This window comes from Streptosporangium minutum, from assembly GCF_002149035.1.
Classification (GTDB): Bacteria; Actinomycetota; Actinomycetes; order Streptosporangiales; family Streptosporangiaceae; genus Streptosporangium; species Streptosporangium minutum.
In genome coordinates, this window is record NZ_NGFP01000124.1 from 1 (window position 1) to 21,523 (window position 21,523).

At 68.6% G+C, this 21,523-nt stretch carries 21 protein-coding genes; 9 read left to right on the top strand and 12 right to left on the bottom strand.

What is annotated here, in order from left to right; translation table 11 throughout:
• The first annotated feature begins 113 nt into the window (after positions 1–113).
• Positions 114–1,253 (top strand): acetate kinase, encoded by a 1,140-nt coding sequence (locus CA984_RS24915; RefSeq protein ID WP_341351727.1) that lies wholly within the window; start codon positions 114–116, stop codon positions 1,251–1,253.
• A 221-nt stretch (positions 1,254–1,474) separates the two neighbouring features.
• Here CA984_RS24915 and CA984_RS24920 read toward each other — a convergent pair whose 3' ends face one another.
• Positions 1,475–2,908, bottom strand: coding sequence for an aldehyde dehydrogenase (locus CA984_RS24920; RefSeq protein ID WP_031158665.1), 1,434 nt, complete (start codon positions 2,906–2,908; stop codon positions 1,475–1,477).
• 339 nt (positions 2,909–3,247) lie between these two features.
• On the opposite strand from CA984_RS24920, the gene CA984_RS24925 reads away from it, so the two are divergent.
• The gene (locus CA984_RS24925) at positions 3,248–4,159 is read left to right on the top strand and encodes a coiled-coil domain-containing protein (protein WP_086575978.1); all 912 of its coding nucleotides are present in this window, start codon (positions 3,248–3,250) and stop codon (positions 4,157–4,159) included.
• Between the two features lie 152 nt (positions 4,160–4,311).
• Here CA984_RS24925 and CA984_RS24930 read toward each other — a convergent pair whose 3' ends face one another.
• Positions 4,312–5,475, bottom strand: a complete 1,164-nt coding sequence (locus CA984_RS24930) for a DUF4259 domain-containing protein (RefSeq protein ID WP_165781391.1) — start codon at positions 5,473–5,475, stop codon at positions 4,312–4,314.
• A gap of 397 nt (positions 5,476–5,872) precedes the next feature.
• Here CA984_RS24930 and CA984_RS24935 point away from each other — a divergent pair, with 397 nt between their 5' ends.
• Positions 5,873–6,280, top strand: a complete 408-nt coding sequence (locus CA984_RS24935) for a hypothetical protein (protein WP_165781392.1) — start codon at positions 5,873–5,875, stop codon at positions 6,278–6,280.
• 70 nt (positions 6,281–6,350) lie between these two features.
• On the opposite strand, the gene CA984_RS24940 is transcribed toward CA984_RS24935, so the two are convergent.
• The 3 genes from CA984_RS24940 to CA984_RS46410 all read right to left on the bottom strand — a co-directional run bounded on the left by CA984_RS24940 (position 6,351) and on the right by CA984_RS46410 (position 8,404).
• Positions 6,351–6,683, bottom strand: a complete 333-nt coding sequence (locus tag CA984_RS24940; RefSeq protein ID WP_086575981.1) for a site-specific integrase — start codon at positions 6,681–6,683, stop codon at positions 6,351–6,353.
• 105 nt (positions 6,684–6,788) lie between these two features.
• A complete protein-coding gene (locus tag CA984_RS46405) occupies positions 6,789–7,124 on the bottom strand; it encodes a restriction endonuclease (protein WP_165781393.1) in 336 nt (111 codons plus the stop codon).
• 245 nt (positions 7,125–7,369) lie between these two features.
• A complete protein-coding gene (locus tag CA984_RS46410; protein ID WP_165781394.1) occupies positions 7,370–8,404 on the bottom strand; it encodes a hypothetical protein in 1,035 nt (344 codons plus the stop codon).
• A 284-nt stretch (positions 8,405–8,688) separates the two neighbouring features.
• Between CA984_RS46410 and CA984_RS24950 the strand changes: the two genes are divergently transcribed.
• Positions 8,689–9,261 carry a YwqG family protein gene (locus tag CA984_RS24950; protein WP_086575982.1) on the top strand — a complete coding sequence of 191 codons (573 nt, stop codon included), beginning with the start codon at positions 8,689–8,691 and terminating at the stop codon, positions 9,259–9,261.
• 256 nt (positions 9,262–9,517) lie between these two features.
• Here the strand turns inward: CA984_RS24950 and CA984_RS24955 are convergent, their stop codons facing one another.
• Positions 9,518–9,973, bottom strand: coding sequence for a hypothetical protein (locus CA984_RS24955; RefSeq protein WP_086575983.1), 456 nt, complete (start codon positions 9,971–9,973; stop codon positions 9,518–9,520).
• A gap of 1,014 nt (positions 9,974–10,987) precedes the next feature.
• Between CA984_RS24955 and CA984_RS24960 the strand changes: the two genes are divergently transcribed.
• Complete coding sequence (locus CA984_RS24960; protein ID WP_207621023.1) at positions 10,988–12,178, top strand: RNA ligase RtcB family protein; 1,191 nt, start codon at positions 10,988–10,990, stop codon at positions 12,176–12,178.
• Entirely contained in the window at positions 12,175–12,834 is a 660-nt protein-coding gene (gene prfH / locus CA984_RS24965) for a peptide chain release factor H (protein ID WP_086575984.1), read from the top strand. Before CA984_RS24960 ends, prfH begins: the two co-directional genes overlap by 4 nt.
• A gap of 109 nt (positions 12,835–12,943) precedes the next feature.
• On the opposite strand, the gene CA984_RS24970 is transcribed toward prfH, so the two are convergent.
• From CA984_RS24970 to CA984_RS24985, 4 genes are all read right to left on the bottom strand, one after another.
• Complete coding sequence (locus CA984_RS24970) at positions 12,944–13,306, bottom strand: nuclear transport factor 2 family protein (protein WP_165781395.1); 363 nt, start codon at positions 13,304–13,306, stop codon at positions 12,944–12,946.
• Positions 13,307–13,463: 157 nt separating this feature from the next.
• Entirely contained in the window at positions 13,464–13,796 is a 333-nt protein-coding gene (locus CA984_RS24975) for a cupin domain-containing protein (RefSeq protein ID WP_086575986.1), read from the bottom strand.
• The gene (locus tag CA984_RS24980) at positions 13,793–14,743 is read right to left on the bottom strand and encodes an LLM class F420-dependent oxidoreductase (RefSeq protein WP_086575999.1); all 951 of its coding nucleotides are present in this window, start codon (positions 14,741–14,743) and stop codon (positions 13,793–13,795) included. Before CA984_RS24980 ends, CA984_RS24975 begins: the two co-directional genes overlap by 4 nt.
• Before the next feature lie 2 nt (positions 14,744–14,745).
• Positions 14,746–15,531, bottom strand: a complete 786-nt coding sequence (locus CA984_RS24985) for an ABC transporter ATP-binding protein (protein WP_086575987.1) — start codon at positions 15,529–15,531, stop codon at positions 14,746–14,748.
• A gap of 251 nt (positions 15,532–15,782) precedes the next feature.
• Between CA984_RS24985 and CA984_RS24990 the strand changes: the two genes are divergently transcribed.
• Positions 15,783–16,814, top strand: a complete 1,032-nt coding sequence (locus CA984_RS24990; RefSeq protein WP_086576000.1) for an ABC transporter substrate-binding protein — start codon at positions 15,783–15,785, stop codon at positions 16,812–16,814.
• Positions 16,815–16,930: 116 nt separating this feature from the next.
• Positions 16,931–17,764, top strand: a complete 834-nt coding sequence (locus tag CA984_RS24995) for an ABC transporter permease (RefSeq protein WP_086575988.1) — start codon at positions 16,931–16,933, stop codon at positions 17,762–17,764.
• Between the two features lie 313 nt (positions 17,765–18,077).
• On the opposite strand, the gene CA984_RS25000 is transcribed toward CA984_RS24995, so the two are convergent.
• Positions 18,078–18,638 (bottom strand): hypothetical protein, encoded by a 561-nt coding sequence (locus CA984_RS25000; protein WP_086575989.1) that lies wholly within the window; start codon positions 18,636–18,638, stop codon positions 18,078–18,080.
• Positions 18,639–19,345: 707 nt separating this feature from the next.
• Here CA984_RS25000 and CA984_RS25005 point away from each other — a divergent pair.
• The gene (locus CA984_RS25005) at positions 19,346–20,158 is read left to right on the top strand and encodes an aldo/keto reductase (protein ID WP_086575990.1); all 813 of its coding nucleotides are present in this window, start codon (positions 19,346–19,348) and stop codon (positions 20,156–20,158) included.
• Between the two features lie 48 nt (positions 20,159–20,206).
• Here CA984_RS25005 and CA984_RS25010 read toward each other — a convergent pair whose 3' ends face one another.
• The gene (locus CA984_RS25010) at positions 20,207–21,520 is read right to left on the bottom strand and encodes a GH1 family beta-glucosidase (protein WP_086575991.1); all 1,314 of its coding nucleotides are present in this window, start codon (positions 21,518–21,520) and stop codon (positions 20,207–20,209) included.
• Positions 21,521–21,523: the final 3 nt, after the last annotated feature.

Genomic DNA, 21,523 nt, shown 5'->3' on the forward strand with positions numbered 1-21,523 from the left:
CGTCCGGGGGGCCGTCGGGGACGCTCGGCGGGCCGATGGGAGGATACGGTGGGCCGCCGGAAACGTTCGGCGGGCCGCCGGGGGGAACCGGCGAGCCGTCAGGACGGGGAGGCGTGTTGAGTCGCGTACTGGTGCTCAACAGCGGATCCTCTTCCGTGAAATATCAACTCCTGTCCGGTGACGAACGGCTCGCGTCCGGGACGGTCGAGCGGATCGGCGAGGCCTCGTCCTCGGTCCCCGACCACGAGGCGGCCCTGAAGGTCGTCGCGGCCGAGCTCACCGCCATGGGCCTCGGACTCGACTCCCCGGAGCTGACCGCGATCGGGCACCGGGTGGTGCACGGCGGCAAGACCTTCACCGAGCCCACGCTGATCACCGACGAGGTGGTCAGGAAGATCGAGGAGCTCATCCCGCTCGCCCCCCTGCACAACCCCGCCAACCTGACGGGCATCGAGGGCGCCCGCCGGCTCCGTCCCGACCTGCCGCAGGTCGCGGTCTTCGACACCGCCTTCCACTCCACGATCCCCCCGGCCGCCGCGACCTACGCCATCGACCGCGAGGTGGCCGAGCGGCTGAGCATCCGCCGCTACGGCTTCCACGGCACCTCACACGCCTACGTCTCCCGCGAGGCCGCTCGCGCGGCCGGCAGGCCGCTGGGCAACGTGATCGTGCTGCATCTCGGCAACGGGGCGAGCGCCTCCGCGGTGTCGGCCGGGCGGTGCGTGGACACCTCCATGGGCATGACCCCGCTGGAGGGCCTCGTCATGGGGACCCGGAGCGGGGACCTGGACCCGGCGATCGTGCTGTACCTGGGACGGACGGGAGGGATGTCCCTGGAGGAGATCGACGCGCTGCTCAACCGGCGCGGGGGGATGCTCGGCCTCTGCGGCGACAACGACATGCGCGCGGTGCAGGAGCGGCTGGCCGCCGGGGACCCGGACGCCGAGCTCGCCTTCTCGGTCTACTGCCACCGGCTGCGCAAGTACGTCGGCGCCTACTACGCGGTGCTCGGCACGGTGGACGTGATCGCCTTCACCGGGGGTGTGGGGGAGAACTCGCCGCTGGTCAGAGAGACCGCGCTGGCCGGTCTGGAGGCGCTCGGCATCGCCGTGGACCCGGTGCGCAACCGGCGCGGGGACCGGCTGATCTCGCCCGACGGCGCGGCCGTGAAGGTCGCGGTGATCCCGACGGACGAGGAGCTGGAGATCGCCCGCCAAACTCTTGAGGTTATTTCGCGAACCAATCGCGAATAAACGTCGTCTACCTACAGCGGATGGATGAAATCCGCCGGGAGAAGTCCACGGGACACGAACCGCCGCCTAGCGGTGGTCGTGGGACATACTTCCTGCAGTCAGGCGGTTGCCCAGCGTCGCGGGGGCGTGCTGGGCCGTCCGTCCGCTGTCGTGCTTGTACGGCTCCGCGGAGCCGTACAAGCACGTCTCGGGGTTCTGCGGCCGAAGGTCCGGAAGGGGCGTCAGCCCAGGCGGGCGATCGACTTGTACTCCAGGTAGGCCGACAGGCCCTCGGGGCCGAGTTCGCGGCCGAGGCCGCTGCTCTTGAAGCCGCCGAACGGGGAGCTGGACTCGATCATGTAGAGGTTGACCCCGTAGGTGCCGGCGCGCACCTGGCGGGCGATGTCCATGCCGTGCTCGGTGTCGGCGGTCCACACCGTCCCGGCAAGGCCGTAGTCGTTGTCGTTGGCGATGCGGACCGCGTCGGCCTCGTCCTCATAGGGGATCACCGCCAGGACCGGGCCGAAGATCTCCTCGCGGGCGATGCGCATCTCGTTGGTGGCCCCGGCGAAGACGGTCGGAGCGACGTACCAGCCTCGGTCGTAGGGGCGGTCCAGGCCGCCGACGACCGGCTTGGCGCCCTCGTCGATGCCGATCCTGATGTAGTCCTGGACCCGCTCCTGCTGCCGCTTGGCGACCAGCGGGCCGATGCCGGTGGCGGGGTCGGCGGGGTCGCCGACCGGCATGCCGCGGACCATCGAGGCGACCGCGTCCACGACCTCGTCGTAGCGGTTGCGCGAGGCCAGGATGCGTGTCTGGGCGACACAGGCCTGCCCGTTGTTCATCAGGGAGGCGATCGACAGGAAGCCCATCGCGGAGGGCAGGTCGCAGTCGTCCAGGATGATCGCGGCCGACTTGCCGCCGAGCTCCAGGGTGCACCGCTTGAGCTGCTCGCCGCAGATCGCGGCGATGCGGCGGCCGGCCGCGGTGGAGCCGGTGAAGGCGACCTTGTCCACGCCGGGGTGGGAGACCAGGTGCTCGCCCGCCTCGCGGCCGGCGGCGACGATGTTGACGACGCCGTCGGGGATGCCCGCCTCCTTGACCATCTCGGCCAGCAGGTAGGAGTCGAGCGGGGTCTCGGGGGCGGGCTTCACAACGACCGTGCAGCCCGCGACGAGGGCGGGGGCGAGCTTGATCATGATGACGAACTGCGGGACGTTCCACGGGACCACGGCGGCGACCACGCCGACCGGCTCGCGGCGGACGGTCACCGGGCCGAAGGTGCCCGGGCGCTCCTCCTCGACGGGGAAGGACGTGCCGAGTTCGGCGTAGTACTGCAGCATGCCGAGCGGCTGCGGAGCCTGCGCCATCTGCGAGAAGGTGATGGGGGAGCCCATCTCCAGCGTGATGATCTCGGCCATCTCGGACTGGCGGGCCGCGTAGATCTCGGCGAGCCTGCCGACCACGGCGGCGCGTTCCGCCATCGTCATCCGGGGCCAGGGACCCTGGTCGAAGGCCTGGCGCGCGGCGGCCACCGCGCGGTCCATGTCGGCGGGGGTGCCGTCAGGGACGCGGCCGACGACCTCCTCGGTGTGGGGCGAGACGACGTCGATGGTCCCGGTGCCCGCGGGGGCCACCCAGTCGCCCCCGATGAACAGCGTGTCGTGCTGACGCATGGTGTGTTGCCTCCTGGTGGGCGGGCCGGAGTCAATATCTGAGCTAATGCTTGCTTGGATAGTGTCATCCGCCGGGGAGGGCTTCACAAGGCCCTGCGGCAATGAGACCGAACCATGTTCTGTCGGTGATCGCAAGGGGCCGTACTGTGCGAGGATTCCCCCGGTGGATCTCCCGTGACGGCGGTGCCGCAGCCTGTGTGGCGGCATTTGTTTAAAGCACCGCAGACTGGTAGATAGTTCGTCAATGGTGCGTGGTTTCCGCCGTTCCGGTGGCGGGCACCAAGATCGTCTTCTATAGTTTCGCTCCGTCCATGAGGGGGCTCTGGAGGTGAGCGAAGCGTGAGATCGACTCGCGCGGCCACGCTGGGCGCCGTGCTCGTCGCGCTGCTCCTGACCCCTGTCATGGCCGGAGCCGCCGTCCAGCACGCCGCCAAACCCGACCCCGAGGCCGAGCTCCGCAAGCTCACCCGCGAGGCGAGCCAGCTCAACAAGAACTACCGCGGCCAGGTGCAGAGCCTGGAGGAGACCCGGGTCCAGGCCAGCAAGGCCGCCGCCAACGCCAAGAGCCTGAAGAGGGCGCTGGCCACCGCGCAGGTCGACGTCGTCCGGTTCGCCCAGACCGCCTACATGGGCGGCACGCTGGACGGCGCCAACCTGCTGAGCTTCCACGGCGACGCCAGCAGCGTCCTCAGCCAGGCCGCCACCATGTCCTACCTGGCCAGCCAGCGTGCCACCCAGCTCAACCGGATCCAGGAGCTGATCAAGAAGGCCAAGGTCGCGGAGAAGACGGCGGAGGCGAAGGTCGTCAAGCTCAAGGACGACATCGCGGCCCTGAAGAAGGACCGGGTACGGATCGAGGGACTCCTGGCCAAGTACGGCTTCCAGACCCCCTCGGGCAGCGGCGGCCTGACCGCCCGCACGGTAGCCATGCGCAACCTGGTGCTGCAGTCCTTCCCGATGCCCTACAGCTACGGCTGCCTGCGCCCCGGCGACCCGGGCGACCACGGCAGCGGCCGGGCCTGCGACTTCATGATGAGCACCGGCGGCCGGGTCCCGACGGCCGAGGCCAAGGAGCGCGGCGACCGCCTCGCCCAGTGGGCCATCACCAACGGCCCCAGGCTCGGGGTCATGTACATCATCTGGCAGCAGAAGTACTACGACGTCCGGACCGGCGCCGGCTGGAAGATGATGTCCAACCGCGGCGGCAACACCGCCAACCACATCGACCACGTCCACATCTCGATGTTCTGAGCTGCCGGACAGCCGGCCTGCGGTGATCACGTCACGGGTGGCTCCCAGGGCGCATCCAGGGCACTTCTGCGCGTCCCTACGGAATGTCCTTCCGTTCCCTTCCGTCTCCGACACCTGTCGGCCGCTTCATGGCGACCACCGGGTCGCCGGCCTCAACGCTCCGAATCACCGGTGAACGGAAGGAACCACTCGCCCGGCGGGACCAGCCGCGGTTCCCCGAACGCCTCCAGCCAGACGGTGCCGAGCAGCGGAGTGATGCGGCTGAGCGTTCCGGTGGACGACGAGAAGGAGAGCCTGAGGTCGGAGACTCCCGTCTCGGTGTAGGCGAAGGCCTGCGAGATCCGGGAGTTGAGAACCCACCGGCTGTTCTCGTCGAGCTCTCCGTACCGTCTGGTGAGATCACCCAGTGCCTCCGTCACGGATCGCATCGCCAGGTACTCGGCGATGGTGCGCGGTCTGAGCCGCCCGGACCGGGTGAGGAGGGTGGTGGCGCCGATCGCGGACTCCAGGAAGCGGCCGGCGAACTCCTCGTCGTAGGAGGAGGCGAACCTCCAGGGCAGATCCCTCAACTGCCGGAAGCGGTTGGGGCCGATGTCTGCCACGGTGCCGCGGGCCTCCCTCAGCACCTCAAGGTCGTGCCGGACGTCCTCGATCAGCTCGCCCGACCGGTGGATGCAGGCGCCCGCGATGATCTGGAAGGTCTCCTCCGCGAAGACGTGGAGGCCGTCGAACTCCTCGGGTGAGCGCTCGCCGAAGACCTGCACGGGGAAAGCCCGGAACGCCGGGGCCAGCGAGAGCAGCCGTTCCCGCATGAGCCCGATCTCCGCCTCCGACGGCGTCCTCTCCGTCTTGCCGGTCCAGGAGTAGCCGGGGTCGCGGGGCTCGTCGATCGAGGTCTTCACGCCGGCCGCCAGGACCCGGAGGTAGGGTTCGAGCGCCTGGCGGTACTGCTGGGCCCTGCCCATCGACTCCCAGGTGTCGTACGTCATGTTGTGGCCGGTCCGGCGATCCCAGGGCTGGACGGCGCACTCCATCACGCCCAGGGCCAGGAGTCGCAGGCGGTCGGTCACGGAGATGTCTGGTAAGGCGGGCTCCCACTCCGGATCGAGGGTTCGGCCGCCGTCCAGCAGCACCGCCACCGTGGCGGCGGCGGCCATTCCGATCTCCATCACGTCGTCGTGCAGGTAGCCGTCCTCATCGAGGATCGCTTCCAGCATCTCGTGGAGTTCGCGCTCCGGCTCGTCGAGCTCTTCCAGGTAGTGCACGAAGTCCAGCGCCTGGTCACTGTCGAACGGCCCCGGCCCCGACCGGCTCATATCTCGTCCACGCGGGAATCCTTCCGGCAGGGCGGCACGACGGTCAAGATCAGTTATGAGCTGATCGAGAGGTCGCGCCGGAGCGCGGGGGAGCGTCGTACAGCAGGCCGTATCGATGGGGAACTCGTGGGCCACGGCGGCAGTTCGTCGGTGCCGGAGGTGAAGATCCGGGCATTCGACAGCGGCCACTGGGACGTGCAGACAGACAGTTCTGAGCTGTTGGAGAAGATCATCATGATCTATCCCGACGCACATGAGCTCCCCGAGTGGGGAACCGTCGAGGCATGCTGCGAGCATCCTCCGGCGGGCAGAGCTGATCGCCTCAGCCGGGTGGAACTTTGCCGGGTCCCCTGGAGTTGGTGAAGATGAGCGCTGATCAACTTTCCCGAGGGGTCCCATGGTCACGGTAGACAAGACCGGCCTCATGCCGCGTGCGGCGAAGAGCGTACAGGTCGTCATGATGATTCAGGCGATGTTCGGGTTGGTGGCAGTCGTGCTGCTCTCCGGCCTTTTCTTCGGAGGGGCCGCCGAGCCGGACGGCGCCGTGGGGTTCTTGTCCCTGATGTCCATCCTTGTGCTCACCGGGCTGATCGGCTGGCTGGCGTTCAGATGGGACTCGCGCAAGCGGGGTGTGTGGGTCGCAGCGGTTGCGGTCGAGAGCTTGCCGGTGCTTTTCTCCGTGGTCGGTCTTGCTCTTGATGCTGATCTCGGCGTTCGCAGCGCGTTCGATGCCGGCCTGGTGCTGCCGGCCGTGGTGGTCGTCCTGCTGCTTCTTCCCTCGGTGAGGGCCTGGTTCGATCGTTGATCAGAGTCTGTGGATCCAAGCCGAGGGCCCTCTCAGCGGAGACTGCTGAGAGGGCCTTGTCGTTGTGTGTTCAGCCGTCGAGGCTCTGGTTCAGCCGGTCGAGCGCGGCGCGCGTCTCCGGAGTCGGGATCTGCGTGTAGACGTCCATGGTCATTGAGATCTGCGAACGCCGCATGATGCGCATGGCGACCCGGGGGTGAACGTCGAGCGCGGCCAGGAGCGAGGCGCAGGTGTGCTGGGTGTCGTGGACGCGGATGTTGGGGACACCCTGCTCTCCGGCAGCGCGCTGTGAAGGCTCGGGCTTGTGGTCCTGGCTCCCATACCGGATGAGGACGAGCCATCGGATGAAGTTGCTGTACAGCAGTCCCGTACAGCAACACCGCCTTACACGATCACACGCCACCGGACCGCATCTACCATCTGAGCAGGCCGGGATGTCGCTGACGAGGCGTCTGTCGTTGCCTACGGATCAAATGTTCGATGCAGCAATGACCTTCGCAAACCTATTTCACCGGCTGGTGAAGAAGTCCCCGCCGATCTTTTTGGTGGTCACGGTCTCAGCTTCTTGAACTCCGCAGTCGTAGGCCACCATGAGTTCTCCGAGACGGCGGTTGTCGATCAGGATGATCCGAGAGGGGACTTCCTCGGCGAAGTCGATGGCGCCCGGGGAGAAGCGGGTGGTGGCAATGGAGACACCCCGGGACGCCTGTGCGCCCTGGAGCGCTCTGGCGAATGTCTGAACGTCGGGTCGATGTACTGTCCGGTCAGCGGCGTAGCGCTTGGCTTGAACATGGACCACATCCAAACCGAGCGGGTCGGCGGATGAGCCCGTCCATGCCCTCATCACCCGGTCCGCCGAGGTGGCGTACTTCGCCTTCAGGGCCGCTCCAGCAACCCGGCCTGTGCCAGGTGGGTGATGGACCATGTGATCCGGCCCTGGACGACCACGGGCTGAGGGACCCTGTAGAACCCGCTCGAGTAGGCCAGGAAGAGGACCGTAGACGGTTCCGGACGATCGTGTTCTCACTCGTGATGAAGTGCTCTGGGGGTAGATGTCGCTCCCGGCCGGCGACTTGTGTCGTTGTGCTCCTACCGTGTCGGCGTGAAGGACGAGACGACCAGCCAGACGGTGGCAGTCGCGATCACGACTGCGACGGCGAGAACCTTCGTCCGTCCAGGAATCATGCCCTTCAACTGTCCGCTGATCATGTCCCGCGTCAGACGGACGGTCCCGGCCCAGGAGATCCGCATCCAGGGGCTCCACGTGGCTGACGCGACGAGGACGGCTGCGAGAAGCAGATGCCATCGCACCGAATCGGCGAAAGGTGTTTGGAAGTCGCTGCCGTACCAGCTGGTGTACATCGCGACGTCGAGCAGTGGGAAGAGGAGAAGCGCCGCCGCGGCCGCGGTGCCGGCTGAGCGTCCCCATCGGGTGGAAGCGGCGGCTCTCGCGGCCACCGCCGACGCGACGAGAACGACCGGCAGGCCGATCCTGTCGGCGTCACCGGACCACCAGGCGAGGCCGTCCCAGGGCGATTCCGGAACCTCGATGCGGCCGTAGCTGACTACGAGGAATCTGTCGTATGTGACCGTGAGGCGGTGGAACATCGCCGCCCATGCCGCCGCGGTGACGGCGCCCGCCCACAGGATGAGCCCGTACCGTCTCCGGGGCAGGGGGGATCGGGCCGCCAGGAGCAGCGCTCCCGCGGCCACCAGGTAGCAGACGATCAGGGGCCAGGGCGGCACGACCGCACGTTCCTGCCCGGTGCACGGGTCGGGGCCCGGTAGGAGAAACGCGGTGACGAGCCCGAACGCGAGCACGCTGCCGACTGCGGCGACGGCGGTGAGCGTGGCCCGGCGTGACCCGTGCAGGAGAAGGCCGGCCACGACGACCGGCAGCAGGAGGACGCCCCAGAACAGCAGCTCTCCCGGCATGCTCTCCAACGCGTAGGGGCCCTCCATCGCGGAGGGATCGGAGCCCGTCGCGGAACAGAACCAGCCGACGCTCTGCCTGCCGACCTCGAAGGTCGTCAGGATCACCGGCCCTGATGCGGCCAGGACTGCGCCGAAGCGGAGCGCCGCCGTTGCAGGCGATCGCGTCTCCGCCTCCGGTACCTGAGTCATGGCGCCCTCTCCGTCTTCGCCCCCGAAAACAGATCAACTCAGGCGAGAGTAGTGGACAGCCGTCAGGCTCTCGAAAGAGTGGCGACAGCAACCCTGACAGCAACGGCCCCGCACGCGGACTCACTGCGGCTACCATCCGCCACCCTCTGACCGCGGCATCCGGCATCCGGCCAGGGCGATTGGCCCGCCTGAAAAGCGGACAGCCGTGTCGGCTTTCTGCTTCCGTCGGCCGGGCAAGACCACTCTCCATGAACCGGGTTGGTATCTCACCGTAAGATGCCCCGATGATCAACGCTGATGTCCTCACATACGAGATGGTCTTCTCTCGTGTGGACAGGGTGATCGACGAGTTCTGCACCAAGCTCGGCGGCCGGCCGACCTGGTTGGAGGAGCCGCAGTGGCCGCTCTGCGCACGGCACGAGCGTCCAATGGGGTTCATCGGGCAGTTCAGACTCCCCGGTAGGTCGATCCGGATGGCCTACCTCTTCATGGACGACGGATCCGAGGAGTCCTGGCGGTCAGAGGGGGGCGAAAACGCGCTCATTGTGCAGCCGGGCCGGATCCCACCGTTCATCGAGACGGTTGCGGCCGCCGACGGTGAAAGCCTCGTCGAAGAGCTGTTCGTCGATTTGGAAGAGGTTGAGCAGGTGGAGCCGCCTTGCTGGGGGTCCCGCCTACTGGGCGTTCCCGGCTGGCTGCAGGACGAGGAGTACCCGGCCGGCGGTCCGTGGAGCTTCTTCTTCCAACTCCGCTCCTCCCAGCGGGACATGTACCAGTTGATGTTCGGTGACGGCGGCATGGGCTACGGCTTCCTCAGTGCCGACGAGCAAGAGGGCCGCTTCCTGTGGCAGTGCTAGCCGTTGTCAACATCGGAGGAGAACGAGGCGGCCGGCCTGGCCGCGGTCCTGATACGAACACGCCGTCACGGTCGCACCCGGACCGGATGGCGAGCGCTGGCCGAGAGGCCGTGCCGTATCTCATGGGGACTGCTGTACAGCAGTGCCGTACAGCAACATCGCCTTACACGATCACACGCTACCGACCCGAAACCACCGCCTGACCAGGTCGGGACGCCGCTGACGAGGCATCCGCACTTCCCTACGGATCAAGTGGTCAGGTGTCGTACAAGCCGTCCCAGGGTTCGTAGAAGCCGAGGTTGTTCGGGTGGAGCTCGGCGTGGTCGTTGCCTTCGAAGGTCTCGATGACGAGGCCGAAGAGCACGTCGTCGACTTCGTGGTGGAAGGGTCGGATGGCGATGTCGCCGAAGCGGAGGCCGGGAAGGGTGTCGAGCCACTGCTTCAACCGCTCCTGCGCCGCGTCGACGGCGGCCCGGTAGTTGTCATCGGTCCCGGTGTGCTCGATGCGGGAGTCGAGGTGGTGGCCGGCGGCGTCGAAGGTGTGCAGGACGGCGTACCAGCGTTTGTGCGCCCGCCAGTCGTCGGTGTGCGTGTAGCCCTCGGGGAAGGCGGCGACGACGGAGCCGAGGAACTGCCCGCCCTCCCAGTGGCCGATGGTGTCGGTGTGGTAGTCGGGTTCGTAGCTGATGGGGATGATCTCGGGGACTGCCATGCGCGGGAGAGTAGCGATCGGGTACGACAATGCCTCTGCACTGCGCGTGATCTTGCTGACGGAAGTGCTGACACCGTCCCTGGACACCAGTGGACACCCACAGAAGACGAGCAATCGTGAGGAGTCTCCGAACAGGTCCTTCTGACGCCGGTAGACGCCCCTGGACGTTCTCGAACTGGCTACGGATCAGATGCTCGGCTACGAGGATCCGGGGCAAGTCAAACAACTTCGTGACCCCGGGCACGCATGGAATGATCAGGAGTTGAGTGATCACCGTGCGTGTTGTGTCGGCAGGTCACGGGCAGTCTCTCCAGAAGAGCAATCGCACTCCCAAAGTGAATGCCGCATGTTCGAATCATGCCGGGGGCACTGTTCTGGTCAGCCACTTAACTCTTTACCTGGGGCTCAGCCCGTTCCCTTTCAACGGTCACATGTAGCCGATTGCCGTCATATGCAGCCGTAGGTCAAAGGTCACGGGACAGGTGCGGGACAATCTTGGAGATGTTTCGCCAGGTCGTCATCAGAAACTCAGCCATTGGTGGTACGGGTCGACGCCTTCCGTCGGCGCGACTCAAAGCACCTAACAGGACTCAAAGCACCTAACAGGACTCAGAGCGCCTAACAGGACTCAGAGCGCCTAACAGAATGGGATGGCTCTCTTCCGGCGCCGGTGCGGTGAGAACCTTCCCCCCGTAGGCGGAGCTCATGGACGGTGCAGACGCGATCACACCTCATTTTGAGGAGCTCTTAACCATGAGGCCGCGGCATGGGAGCGCATACATCCGCCGTGGTCTCCAGCGTGTCGACCGCAGCAATGCACATGTTATGAGATGGCGGTGAGTGCAGGCATACGGGTCCGTACGACCGAAAACCGCTTGCCTCGCGTGGTGGGCTCAGGGGAACGTGGTGTCCATGACGCTCTGACGGACAGCACCCCGCCACTCCGAGATGCCACGGCGCCGACGCGCCCCGCAACGCTGTCAGCCCATACCCCTTTAAGGGAAGAGAGCCTTTTTGTCTCAGCAACACTCCCGGCAGGAGTCCCTGCCGCCGTCCACCACGGCCGTGGGTCCGGCCACCGTCACCGTGTTCGCCTCTCCCGCGAGCTGGATCGAGTCCGACGCCCTCGCGCAGTGCCACCAGGTGGCCGCCCTCGACGGCATGACGCACGTCGCCGCCATGCCGGACCTGCACCCCGGCAAGGGCGCCCCCATCGGCGCCGCCATGGCATCGACCGTGCTGTACCCGTTCCTGGTGGGCTCCGACATCGGTTGTGGCATCGCCGTGTTCCCCATGAAGCTCAAGCGCGCCGTACCCGAGAAGCTCGCCGCCCGCTTCCCCGATCTCGATCGCGCGCTGGATCCCGAGCGGGACGCCGACGACCCGGCCTGGGCCGTTGTGAAGGGCGATATCCCCGCCGGTCACGTCGAGGGCCTCGGGACGGTCGGCCGGGGCAATCACTTCGTCGAGCTGGCGCGGATCGGGACCGTCTTCGATCCGGGCCACGCGAGCCGTCTCGGACTTGCCGACGGCGACCTGGTTCTCATCGTCCACAGCGGTTCCCGGGGGCTGGGCGAACGGATCCTGCGGGCGCACACTGCGGTCCACGGCGCGGGTCCCGCCCCTGATCCCGGCGCCTACCTGGCGATGCACGACGACGCCGTACGCTGGGGATCGCTCAACCGGCGCTTGATGGCCGCCCGGGTCGCCCATGCCCTGGGGGCCGAGCCGGCCGAGCCGCTCGTCGACCAGTGTCACAACCTGGTCGAGATCCGTGACGGGGTCTACCTGCACCGCAAGGGAGCGGCGCCGGGTGACGGCCGCGACGTGCTCATCGCCGGTACACGAGGCACCCCTTCCTACCTCGTGGCCGCCCACGCCGGGCCGGACGCCAACCATTCCGTCGCGCACGGCGCGGGCCGCAAGATGTCGCGTGCGGACGCCCTGCGCCGGGGCCGGGCCAAGCACACGGTCGAGGAGCTGCGTCGCACGCCGGTGGGGTCGCTGGTGGTGTGCGGAGACCGCCAGCTGCTCTTCGAGGAGGCGCCGACGGCCTACAAGCGCATCGAGCAGGTGATCGCCGACCTCGTCGACCATGACCTGGCCACGCCCGTGGCCACCACGGTCCCTCTGGTCACCTACAAGACACCCGACCTCGGGTCCACACCCCAGCGGGACCAGCGTCGCAAGCGAGGCCGGCGGTGAGCGTCCATCTGCTCCTGTCGGCCGGGCGTGGCCCGCAGGAGTGCGCCTGGGCGCTGGCCCGGCTGCTGCGCCGCCTGGAATCCGACGCCACCCGGCAGAACCTGGAGACCCATCGGGCCGAGACCGTTCCCGGTGACCGGCCCGACACCTACCGATCGGTCCTGATCCGGATCTCGGGAGCCGGCGCCGAGGCGTTCGCCGCCTCGTGGACCGGAACTCTGTGCTGGCAGGCCCCCAGCCCCTACCGGGCCGGCACAGGCCGAAAGAACTGGTACGTCATCGCCCAACCGTGCCAGGTCGACGCCCCGCGCACGACGTTCGAGGAAGCGGACGTCGACATTGTCGCCTGCCGCACCGGCGGCCCCGGCGGTCAACATCGGAACAAGGCCAGCACGGCGGTACGGGCGACCCACCGGCCCTCGGGGATCGTCGTCGTGGTCGACACCGAGCGGCAGTTCAGCCTCAACCGCCGCATCGCCATGCGGCTGCTGCGACAGCGCATCGAGGACGGCGACGAGACGGCGGGGCGCGCCGTCACCACTGCCCGCTGGCGCGTCCACGATGAGCTCGTACGCGGCAATCCCACCCGTATCGAACGTCCGGAAACGCCGAGGCAGGACCTGGCTTCACAGGAGCAGACGCGCCGACGACCGTGACGGTCCACCCGGCCATGCCCTACCGCGGAAGGAGAATCGCAGGTCGGTCACCATGGCGGATCAGGTCTCGATGTCCTGAGCCGCGCCCGTGGACGCGGTCTCGCTGGAGCTAGACCAGGTAGACGGGGGCGAGGTCGACGAATATGCGGTAGTCGGTGATCAGGCCGTCGTCGCGGGTGTGCCAGATCGATACGGCTACGGCGCTGACATCCTTGCCGTCGAGCCGCCGGTAGGTCACCTCGGTCTCGGCGATGGTGTCGGCGTCCACCTGCCAGTTCCTGACGATCCGGTGCCGCAGGCCGCCGATGGTGGAGAAGAACGCCCGCAACCCGGCGGCGATGGCCTCACGTCCCGCCATCGGCTCGGCATTGCCGAACGCCAGCGTGGCGTCCTCGGCCAGCAGCCGCACGAACTCGCCGGGGTCGAACGAGTCGACTGACTGGAAAACGCGTCGCACCACATCGTCGCTCACGCCGATCCTTCCTCAAACGGTCGGGATCACTGGTGGGGACGATACGTGGCGACGGGCGACGCGCAACTATCGCCGAGGTGGGTATCCCATCGCCGCAAGGCTCACCGGAGATCTCCGGACCTGTGGCGCGGCATGGCGGTCGGGCCCGGCCGGAGCGTCAGAGCGCCGGCGGTTGCTTCAGCTCCACGAGCCGGGCCAGATAGGTGGTGTCCCCGACATTGGTCAGCATGTGGGTCGCGCCGGGCTCCCGGAAGACGACGCCGCCGCTCGGTTCCTCGGCGTCGATCCGGGTGCCGTCCACAGTCTGAACGACGTTCTTCGCACCCTGTACCGCGATGACGAGGTACGGATGGTCGTGCCGATGCAGCGGCTGGCGCTCGCCGGGCTCCAGCCGGATGTGCCAGACCCGGACCCGGTCGTTCTCGTAGACGATCTCCTGTCCGACCGGGCCGAGTTCCGGGCCCACCGGGTCGATCTCAGTCTCGCTCATCGCTCTCCCTCCAGGTGCGGCAGCACTTCGGCGGCGATCAGCTCCAGGTGGTCGAGGTCCGCCATGTCGACCAGGCGCAGGTGTATCCGGGTGGCGCCGATCGCGGCGAATTCGCCGATCCGCTCGACGAGCTGTGCGGGCGAACCGATCACCGGGTCCTCCGGGGGCAGCGCGCTCGGCACGTGCAACGGATCGGCCCGGCGCCGGGCTTCGGCGTCGTTACGCCCGATCGCGACGACGATGCCCGCCGAGAGCACCAGCGGGGCGCGGCCGGTGCCGGCCCGGCCCGTCCGCTCGCCGGCCTCGATGACACGCTCGTACGCTCCGGCGGTCTCCGCCACGCTCTTGAATGGCATGTTGAACTCGTCCGCGTAGCGGGCGGCCAGCTCGGGGGTGCGCTTCGGCCCGCGGCCACCGACGATGATCGGCGGGCCGGGCGTCTGTACCGGCTTGGGCAGGGCGGGTGCGTCGACCAGCCGGTAGTGGTCGCCGTGGTAGCTGAACCGGTCTCCGGCCGGGGTCGCCCAGAGCCCGCTCACGATGGCGAGCTGCTCCTCCAGGCGGTTGAAGCGTTCGCCGAGCCCGGGGAACGGGATGCCGTACGAGGTGTGCTCCCGCCCGTACCAGCCTGCGCCGATGCCCAGCTCGACCCGGCCGCCGCTCATCTGGTCCACCTGTGCGACGATCACCGCCAGCGGCCCGGGCAGCCGGAAGGTCGCCGAGGTGACCAGCGTGCCGAGCCGGATCCGGGAGGTCTCCCGGGCGATGCCCGCCAGCGTCACCCAGGCATCCGTCGGGCCGGGGTGACCGCCGCCGGACTCCATCGACTGGTAGTGGTCCGCGCGGAGGAAGCCCTCGAACCCGCCGTCCTCGGCCAGCCGGGCCATCCGCAGCTGGTCGTCGTAGGTGGCGCCGCGGTGGGGCTCGGTGAAGACACACACGCGCACGCTCATCGCCCTCCTTCCCCGGCCGCCGCCGGGGTATCGCGCTCCATCAGCAGTTCGTGCAGGTCCGCGCTGCACCGGGCGACCTGTTCCAGGTGCGCGTCACGGCCCAGGCTGCGTGGCCGCGGGATGTCGATGTCGACCACCTCGCGGATCCGACCCGGCCGTGGACTGAGCACCACCACCCGGTCGGCCAGCAGCACCGCCTCGTCGATGGAGTGGGTGACGAAGACGATGGTGGCCGAGTTCTCCATGTGCAGGCGCTGCAACTCCACTGACAGCTCTTCGCGGGTGAGTGCGTCGAGTGCGGAGAACGGCTCGTCCATCAGCATCACCCGGGGATCGCCGATCAGCGACCGGCAGAGCGAGACCCGCTGCTGCATGCCACCGGAGAGCTCGTGCGGCAGGCGCTTCTCGAAGCCGCCCAGCCCCACCATGTCCAGCAGTTCCTGGGCACGGTCGCGATGCGCGGCCCGCCGCCAGCCGAAGATCTCCGCCGGCAGCAGCACGTTGTCGAGCACCGACCGCCAGGGCAGCAGCGCGGGGCGCTGGAACAGCATCGCGATGTCGCGGCGGGCCTTGGTGACCCGCTTGCCCGCGACGGTGATCTCGCCTTCGGTGACGGGTAACAGGCCGGCGACAAGTCGCAGGAGAGTGGATTTCCCGCATCCCGATCGGCCGACGACCGCGACGAACTCCCCCTCTTTCACGTCCAGGTCGATGCCGCGCAACGCCTCCACCGCACCGGAACGCCCCGTGAAAGTACGGGAGACACCAGCCAGTCGGATCATCGGGCAGGCTCCCCGTCCAGCGGGTGGTTCCACATTTCGCCAAGATTATCTGGACTGCCGGGCGAAAGGCATCCCCTGGCGGGGAATCCCGATCTGTCGCCGCTCCGCGCTGTGAACGGCCGGCGCACTAATGGCGGTTTCCTCGTACGCTGTCCGCGAGGTTTCCTCACCCATGGTTCCGGCCCTGGGCCGTCCCGTTCGAACTCCCCCCGGTTGGTCGAGAACCGCCGGTCGAAAAGGAAACGGTGTTCATGAGAAGGCTCACCCGTACCGTCGCCGTCGTGATTCTGGCCGCCATGGTTTCCGCCGTGGCTGGCTGTGGAAGTTCCGATAATTCGGATAAACCTAACAATTCTTCCGCTAAGCCCTTGGAAAAAGTGACCTATCTGACGTCATTCGGGAACTTTGGGCGAGATGCGTACGCGTGGGTCGCGAAGGAGAAGGGTTTCTTCGCGGACGCCGGGTTCGAGGTGGACATCAAGCCTGGCGGCGGCACCGGCGACAACATCACGAAGGTCGAGGCGGGCGCGGCGATGTTCACCCCGGTCGATCTCACCGGTCTCCTGTTGGCCCGAGGCAAAGGCGGAGCCAAGGGCGTCGTGACGGTGGCCGCCGTCCAGCAGAACACCATGGCCGCGATCATCAGTCTTGAGGGCAACCAGATCACCACCCCGAAGGACCTGGAGGGCAAGACGCTCGCCGACAGCCCCAGCTCGGTGGTGCGCAACCTGTTCCCCACGTACGCGAAGCTGGCCGGCATCGACGCGACGAAGGTCACGTGGGTCAACGGCCAGCCGGCGAACCTGATCGGCCTGCTGGCGGGCGGGTCGGTGGCCGGCATCGGCCAGTTCGTCGTGGGGAAGCCGACCGTGGAATCGGTCGCCAAGGGCAAGAAGGCGGTGGTGCTGCCCTACAGCGACGTGATGAGCGACCTCTACGGCAACGTGCTGATCACCTCGACAAAGATCGCCGAGGAGAACCCGGAGATGGTCAAGCGCTTCACCGCGGCGCTGATCAAGGGACTCGTCCACAGCATCGACAACCCCGAGGAGTCGGGCGAGATCCTGCAGAAGAACGTCTCCGCCGCGGCGGCCGCGCCGGCCGCAGCCGAGGCCGAGTTGATGGCCGCGTTCGTCCGTCCGGCGGGTTCGGGCGCCGCGGCCGGCACGATCGACACGGACCGGGTCGCCCGAAGCATCGCGATCCTGTGGGAAGCCGGTGCGATCCCGGCCGGCCTGACCCCGGATCAGCTCATCGCCTCCGACCTGACGCCGAAGTCCTGACCGCTCCGTCAGCGACGGGCCCACCCACCGGTCTCATCGGCGGGCGGACCCCTCGTGTCGTCGCGGCGGACAGACCGGACCGGTTGAGGCCGGACGAGGAGAGTGAGGACCGTGACATGGCCGAGGTGAGCGAGGTCCGCCCCCCGGTACGCACCGGCGTGCCCCGGGAACGCCGTCTCGGTGGCGGGGCGGCGGCCGCGGCGGTGTGGCCGGCCCTGGGGCTGACGGTGACGATCACCGGCTGGTGGCTCGTCACCTCGGTCTTCCACCTTGTCCATCCGGCGGTACTGCCGCCGCCACAGGAGGTGCTGGCCGCGTTCGACGCGAGGTCGACGGAGTTGCTCGGCGGGTTGGGCGCGACCACGCTGGAGACCGTGATCGGCTTTCTGCTCTCCTCGGTCGCGGGGATTGTGATCGGGATCGCGCTGGCCGGCTCACGGGCGGTCGAGCGGATGTTCTCGCCGCTGCTTGTGGCGGTCAACGCGGTACCGAAGATCGCCCTCGGGCCACTGCTGGTCGTCTCCCTCGGCTGGGGACAGCGGCCGATCCTGACCATGGTGTTCCTGCTCAGTTTCTTCCCGATCGTGCTCTCCACGGCGACCGGGTTGACCACCACCCCCGCCGACCTCGCCGAGCTGGCCAGATCCCTGGACGCGTCGCGCTGGCAGACGTTCCGCAAGGTACGGCTGCCGGCCGCGCTGCCGCAGATCTTCGTCGGCCTGAAGGTCGCCATGCCGCTGGCCGCGATCGGCGCGGTGATCGGCGAGTTCCAGGCCGGTGAGGGGGGCCTGGGCTACCAGATCGTGCAGTACAGCGGGGTCGCCGACAGCGCCACCGCATGGGCGGCGATCATCCTGGTCGGGATGATGAGCGTCGTTCTCTATTCCGCCCTGGTGCTGGTGGAGCGGCTGGCGTTGCCGTGGGTACCGGCCATCACGTCAGCCCGGTGAGCGCCGCCCCGACCGGCGGAGTGATCTCAACCCGGTGAGCGCCGCCCGGACCGGCGGGGTGATCCGAATGGCGAGTGGCTCCCGGGGCGCGTCGCGCGCTCTCGCTTGATGATCTACCGGTGGCGTGCGGTGAACGGCCGGGGGAGCGGGAGGAGACCGTCAGGCGGAAGCCCAGGTCATCGTTGTGGTGGCCTGGGCTTCCGGGGTCGGCGCTTCGGTTTTCGGCCTGCTCTGCCTCACCCCGCGCAGCGCCTGCCGTCGTCAAGGGCCGGGAACCGCTGACAGGAGTGCTCCCCGCGGGGCCCGCCGTCCGTCAGGGGCGCTGGTAGGGAGGACGCGGCACCGGATACGGCTGCGGCACCGGATGCGGCTGCGGGACCGGGGGCCGCCACTGGCCCGGGTAGCCGACCGGGTACGGCGGGCGCCACTGGCCCGGGTACGAGCCCGGGTAACCGGGGTAACCGGGGTAACCCGGGTAGGAGCCCGGGTAAGGAGGCCGCCACTGGCCCGGGTACGAGCCCGGATAAGGGGGCCGCCACTGGCCCGGGTAGCCGACGGGGTAGGGCGGGCGCCACGGGCCCGAGCCCGGCACCGATGACGCGGGCACGCAGTCGTACTGCGGGCACGGCGTGGTGAAGCACTGCTTGGGCGAGGGCACGCAGACGCGGCCCGGCCCGCAGTTGACCGCCGCGCACGGCGATCCGGGACTACAGGAACCGGCCGCCTGTACGGCCGCCTGTACGGCCGACGCGGAGGCGGCGCCCGCCCGTACCGCCGCGGTGGCCGGCGTCCCCTCCGCCCAGGCCGCGGTGGTGGCGGCCGGTGATCCGGCCACCACCACCATGGCCAGTATCGGGATCAGTTTTCGGAGCATCTCTCCCCCAGTTTTCATGATCGCCTCTGTCTCTCCGGCGATGCTCGCACCGGCTGTGCCTGCTGACGGCAAAATGACTCCCAGCAAGGCGGATGGCTTGCCGGGAGTCAGATGGCGGCGCTGTCGCGCGGGAGATCACGCCTCGCGGAGGACACGGGGCCACGCCTCGGAGGAAGGGAATCAGCGATGCCGGGGTGGTCCGCCCGGGAGGGCGGCCGGTCCGTCTTCGGCGACGGTTCACGCCGACGACATACGGGAAGTCGCGGTCCTCGGGCAGCGGTCCCCGGGATACGTCCCACATACGCAGGCCGCGCTCACCCGTGCGGGCACGGGTGAGCAGTCGCTCGGCTGCCTTGTCCGTGTCGCTTCACAGCTCTGTCCACGTGGGAAGGACCTGCACGTGGCCGGGGAGCTTCTGCCCGTGCCACCGCGCGCCCCCCGATATGACGGACGCGGTCGCGACGCCCGGCGGGCGGGCGGCGAGCACCGGCGCCATCCCGCTCCACGGCTCCGCCCACGCCAGGTCCGGACGGGCCCACCACGCTTTGACTAATGAAATTTCCCCATATTGGTGATGCGCGTGCCATGTCACGTGATCCCCACCCTCGCCTGGGCATCCTCCGTAGTCGTATGGCCAATTAGCTAGCGTTAGCAACTATTGCATACACTTTTATTTGCTGACGCCACTCACAGAGGGAGGGCCACATATGATCACCCTGAACAACGGGGTCTCCATGCCGCAGCTCGGCTTCGGCGTGTTCCAGGTGCCCGAGGACGAGACCGCCCGGGTGGTGACCGGCGCGCTCGAAGCCGGTTACCGGAGCATCGACACCGCCGCGATCTACGGCAACGAGCGTGGCGTGGGCCAGGCGCTGGCCGCCTCCGGCCTGCCCCGCGAGGAGCTGTTCGTCACCACCAAGGTGTGGAACAGCGACCAGGGCTACGACTCCACCCTCGCCGCCTTCGACGCGAGCCTCGCCAAGCTGGGGCTGGACCATCTCGACCTGTATCTCATCCACTGGCCCGCGCCGGCCAAGGATCTGTACGGCGAGACCTGGAAGGCGATGGAGAAGCTCCTCGCCGACGGCCGCGTCCGCGCGATCGGCGTGTCCAACTTCCAGCCCGCCCATCTGACACGCCTCATCGACACCGGCGGCATCGTCCCGGCGGTCAACCAGGTCGAGCTCCACCCGGCCCTGCAGCAGGCCGGACTGCGCGACTTCCACGCCCGGCACGGCATCGTCACCGAGGCGTGGAGCCCGCTGGCCCAGGGGGCCGTGCTCAAGGACCCGGTGATCGCCGAGATCGCCGAACGGCACGGCAAGACCCCGGCCCAGGCCGTCCTGCGCTGGCACATCCAGCTGGGAAACGTCGTGATCCCCAAGTCGGTCACCCCGGCGCGGATCAAGGAGAACATCGACGTCTTCGACTTCTCCCTCGCCGACGGCGACATGGAGGCGATCGCCCGGCTGGACGCCGGCACCCGCACCGGCCCGGACCCCGACACCTTCGGCGGCTGAGCCGGCGGCCGGGCGGGCGGCCGGGCGGGCACCCCCGGGAGCCCGGCCCTACCGGGCCTCGGTGTGCTCGGCGATCCGCTTCGCGAGCCAGTGGTAGGAGGCCTTCGGGGTGCGCTCCCCGGTGGCGAAGTCGACGTGGACCAGGCCGAAGCGCTGGTGGTAGCCCTCGGCCCACTCGAAGTTGTCCAGCAGGGACCAGACGTAGTATCCGCGGACATCCACGCCCTCGGCCCGCGCCCGCTGGACGGCCTCGATGTGGCCGTCGAGGTWGGCGATCCGGTCCTGGTCGTCGACCACCCCGTCCGGGCCCGGCACGTCGGGCTGGGAGCAGCCGTTCTCGGTGATGTAGACGGGCGGCAGGGCGTCGCCGTACCGGGCCTTGAGGCCGGTCAGGAGTTCGCGCAGGCCGTCGGGGACGACGGGCCAGCCGAAGGCGGTGGTGGGGTGGCCGGTGACGCCGGCGTCGGTGAAGGGGAGTCCTTCGGCGGTGGGGGCCGCGATCCGGGTGGGGTTGTAGTAGTTGATGCCGATGCCGTCGAGGGGGGCGCCGATCAGGTCGAGGTCGCCGTCCTGGACGCAGTCGAGGGTCACACCGTACGCCGACAAATCCGGATATTTCCCGATGAGTACGGGGTCGTTGAACAGCCGGTTGTGCAGGGTGTCGTAGGCGTCGGCGGCGGCGAGGTCGGCGGGGTCGCCGGAGGCGGGCCAGACGGGGGTGCAGTTGTTGGTGATCAGCACCTTCTCGGCGCCCCGCTCACGCAGGGCCGCTGCGGCCAGGCCGTGCCCGAGCAGCTGGTGGTGGGCCACCGGGAGCGCGTCCAGGAGCAGGGTCCTGCCGGGGGCGTGGTTGCCCATGGCGTAGCCGAAGACCATGTGTACGAAGGGCTCGTTCAGGGTGATCCACATGGGGATCCGGTCGGCGAGCCGGTCGGCCACGGCGGCGGCGTACTCGGCGAACCGGTAGGAGGTGTCGCGGTTGAGCCAGCCGCCCTCGTCCTCCAGGGGCTGCGGCAGGTCCCAGTGGAACAGCGTGGCCGCCGGGACGATGCCCCTGTCGTGGAGCGCGTCCGTCAACCGGTCGTAGAAGTCCAGGCCGGCCTGGTTGATCCGGCCCCGCCCCTCGGGCTGGACGCGGGGCCAGGCGATGGAGAAGCGGTAGGAATCCACCCCGAGCCCGGCCATCAGGGCGACGTCCTCGGGCCAGCGGTGGTAGTGGTCGCAGCTCACGTCGCCGGTGTGCCCGTCGCGGACGCGGCCGGGCTCATGGGCGAAGGTGTCCCAGATCGACAGGCCCCGGCCGTCTTCGGCGACGGCGCCTTCGATCTGGTAGGACGCGGTAGCCGTACCCCAAAGGAACATCCT

Bases quoted from the DNA above. Each gene is read 5' to 3' on its own strand.
- CA984_RS24950 (WP_086575982.1), top strand. From the start codon at position 8,689: ATGATCAACGCTGATGTCCTCACATACGAGATGGTCTTCTCTCGTGTG.
- CA984_RS24955 (WP_086575983.1), bottom strand. From the start codon at position 9,973: ATGGCAGTCCCCGAGATCATCCCCATCAGCTACGAACCCGACTACCAC.
- CA984_RS24975 (WP_086575986.1), bottom strand. From the start codon at position 13,796: ATGAGCGAGACTGAGATCGACCCGGTGGGCCCGGAACTCGGCCCGGTC.
- CA984_RS46405 (WP_165781393.1), bottom strand. From the start codon at position 7,124: ATGAGGGCATGGACGGGCTCATCCGCCGACCCGCTCGGTTTGGATGTG.
- CA984_RS25005 (WP_086575990.1), top strand. From the start codon at position 19,346: ATGATCACCCTGAACAACGGGGTCTCCATGCCGCAGCTCGGCTTCGGC.
- CA984_RS24990 (WP_086576000.1), top strand. From the start codon at position 15,783: ATGAGAAGGCTCACCCGTACCGTCGCCGTCGTGATTCTGGCCGCCATG.
- CA984_RS24930 (WP_165781391.1), bottom strand. From the start codon at position 5,475: ATGAGCCGGTCGGGGCCGGGGCCGTTCGACAGTGACCAGGCGCTGGAC.
- CA984_RS24920 (WP_031158665.1), bottom strand. From the start codon at position 2,908: ATGCGTCAGCACGACACGCTGTTCATCGGGGGCGACTGGGTGGCCCCC.
- CA984_RS24995 (WP_086575988.1), top strand. From the start codon at position 16,931: ATGGCCGAGGTGAGCGAGGTCCGCCCCCCGGTACGCACCGGCGTGCCC.
- CA984_RS25000 (WP_086575989.1), bottom strand. From the start codon at position 18,638: ATGCTCCGAAAACTGATCCCGATACTGGCCATGGTGGTGGTGGCCGGA.
- CA984_RS24935 (WP_165781392.1), top strand. From the start codon at position 5,873: ATGGTCACGGTAGACAAGACCGGCCTCATGCCGCGTGCGGCGAAGAGC.
- CA984_RS24985 (WP_086575987.1), bottom strand. From the start codon at position 15,531: ATGATCCGACTGGCTGGTGTCTCCCGTACTTTCACGGGGCGTTCCGGT.
- CA984_RS46410 (WP_165781394.1), bottom strand. From the start codon at position 8,404: ATGACTCAGGTACCGGAGGCGGAGACGCGATCGCCTGCAACGGCGGCG.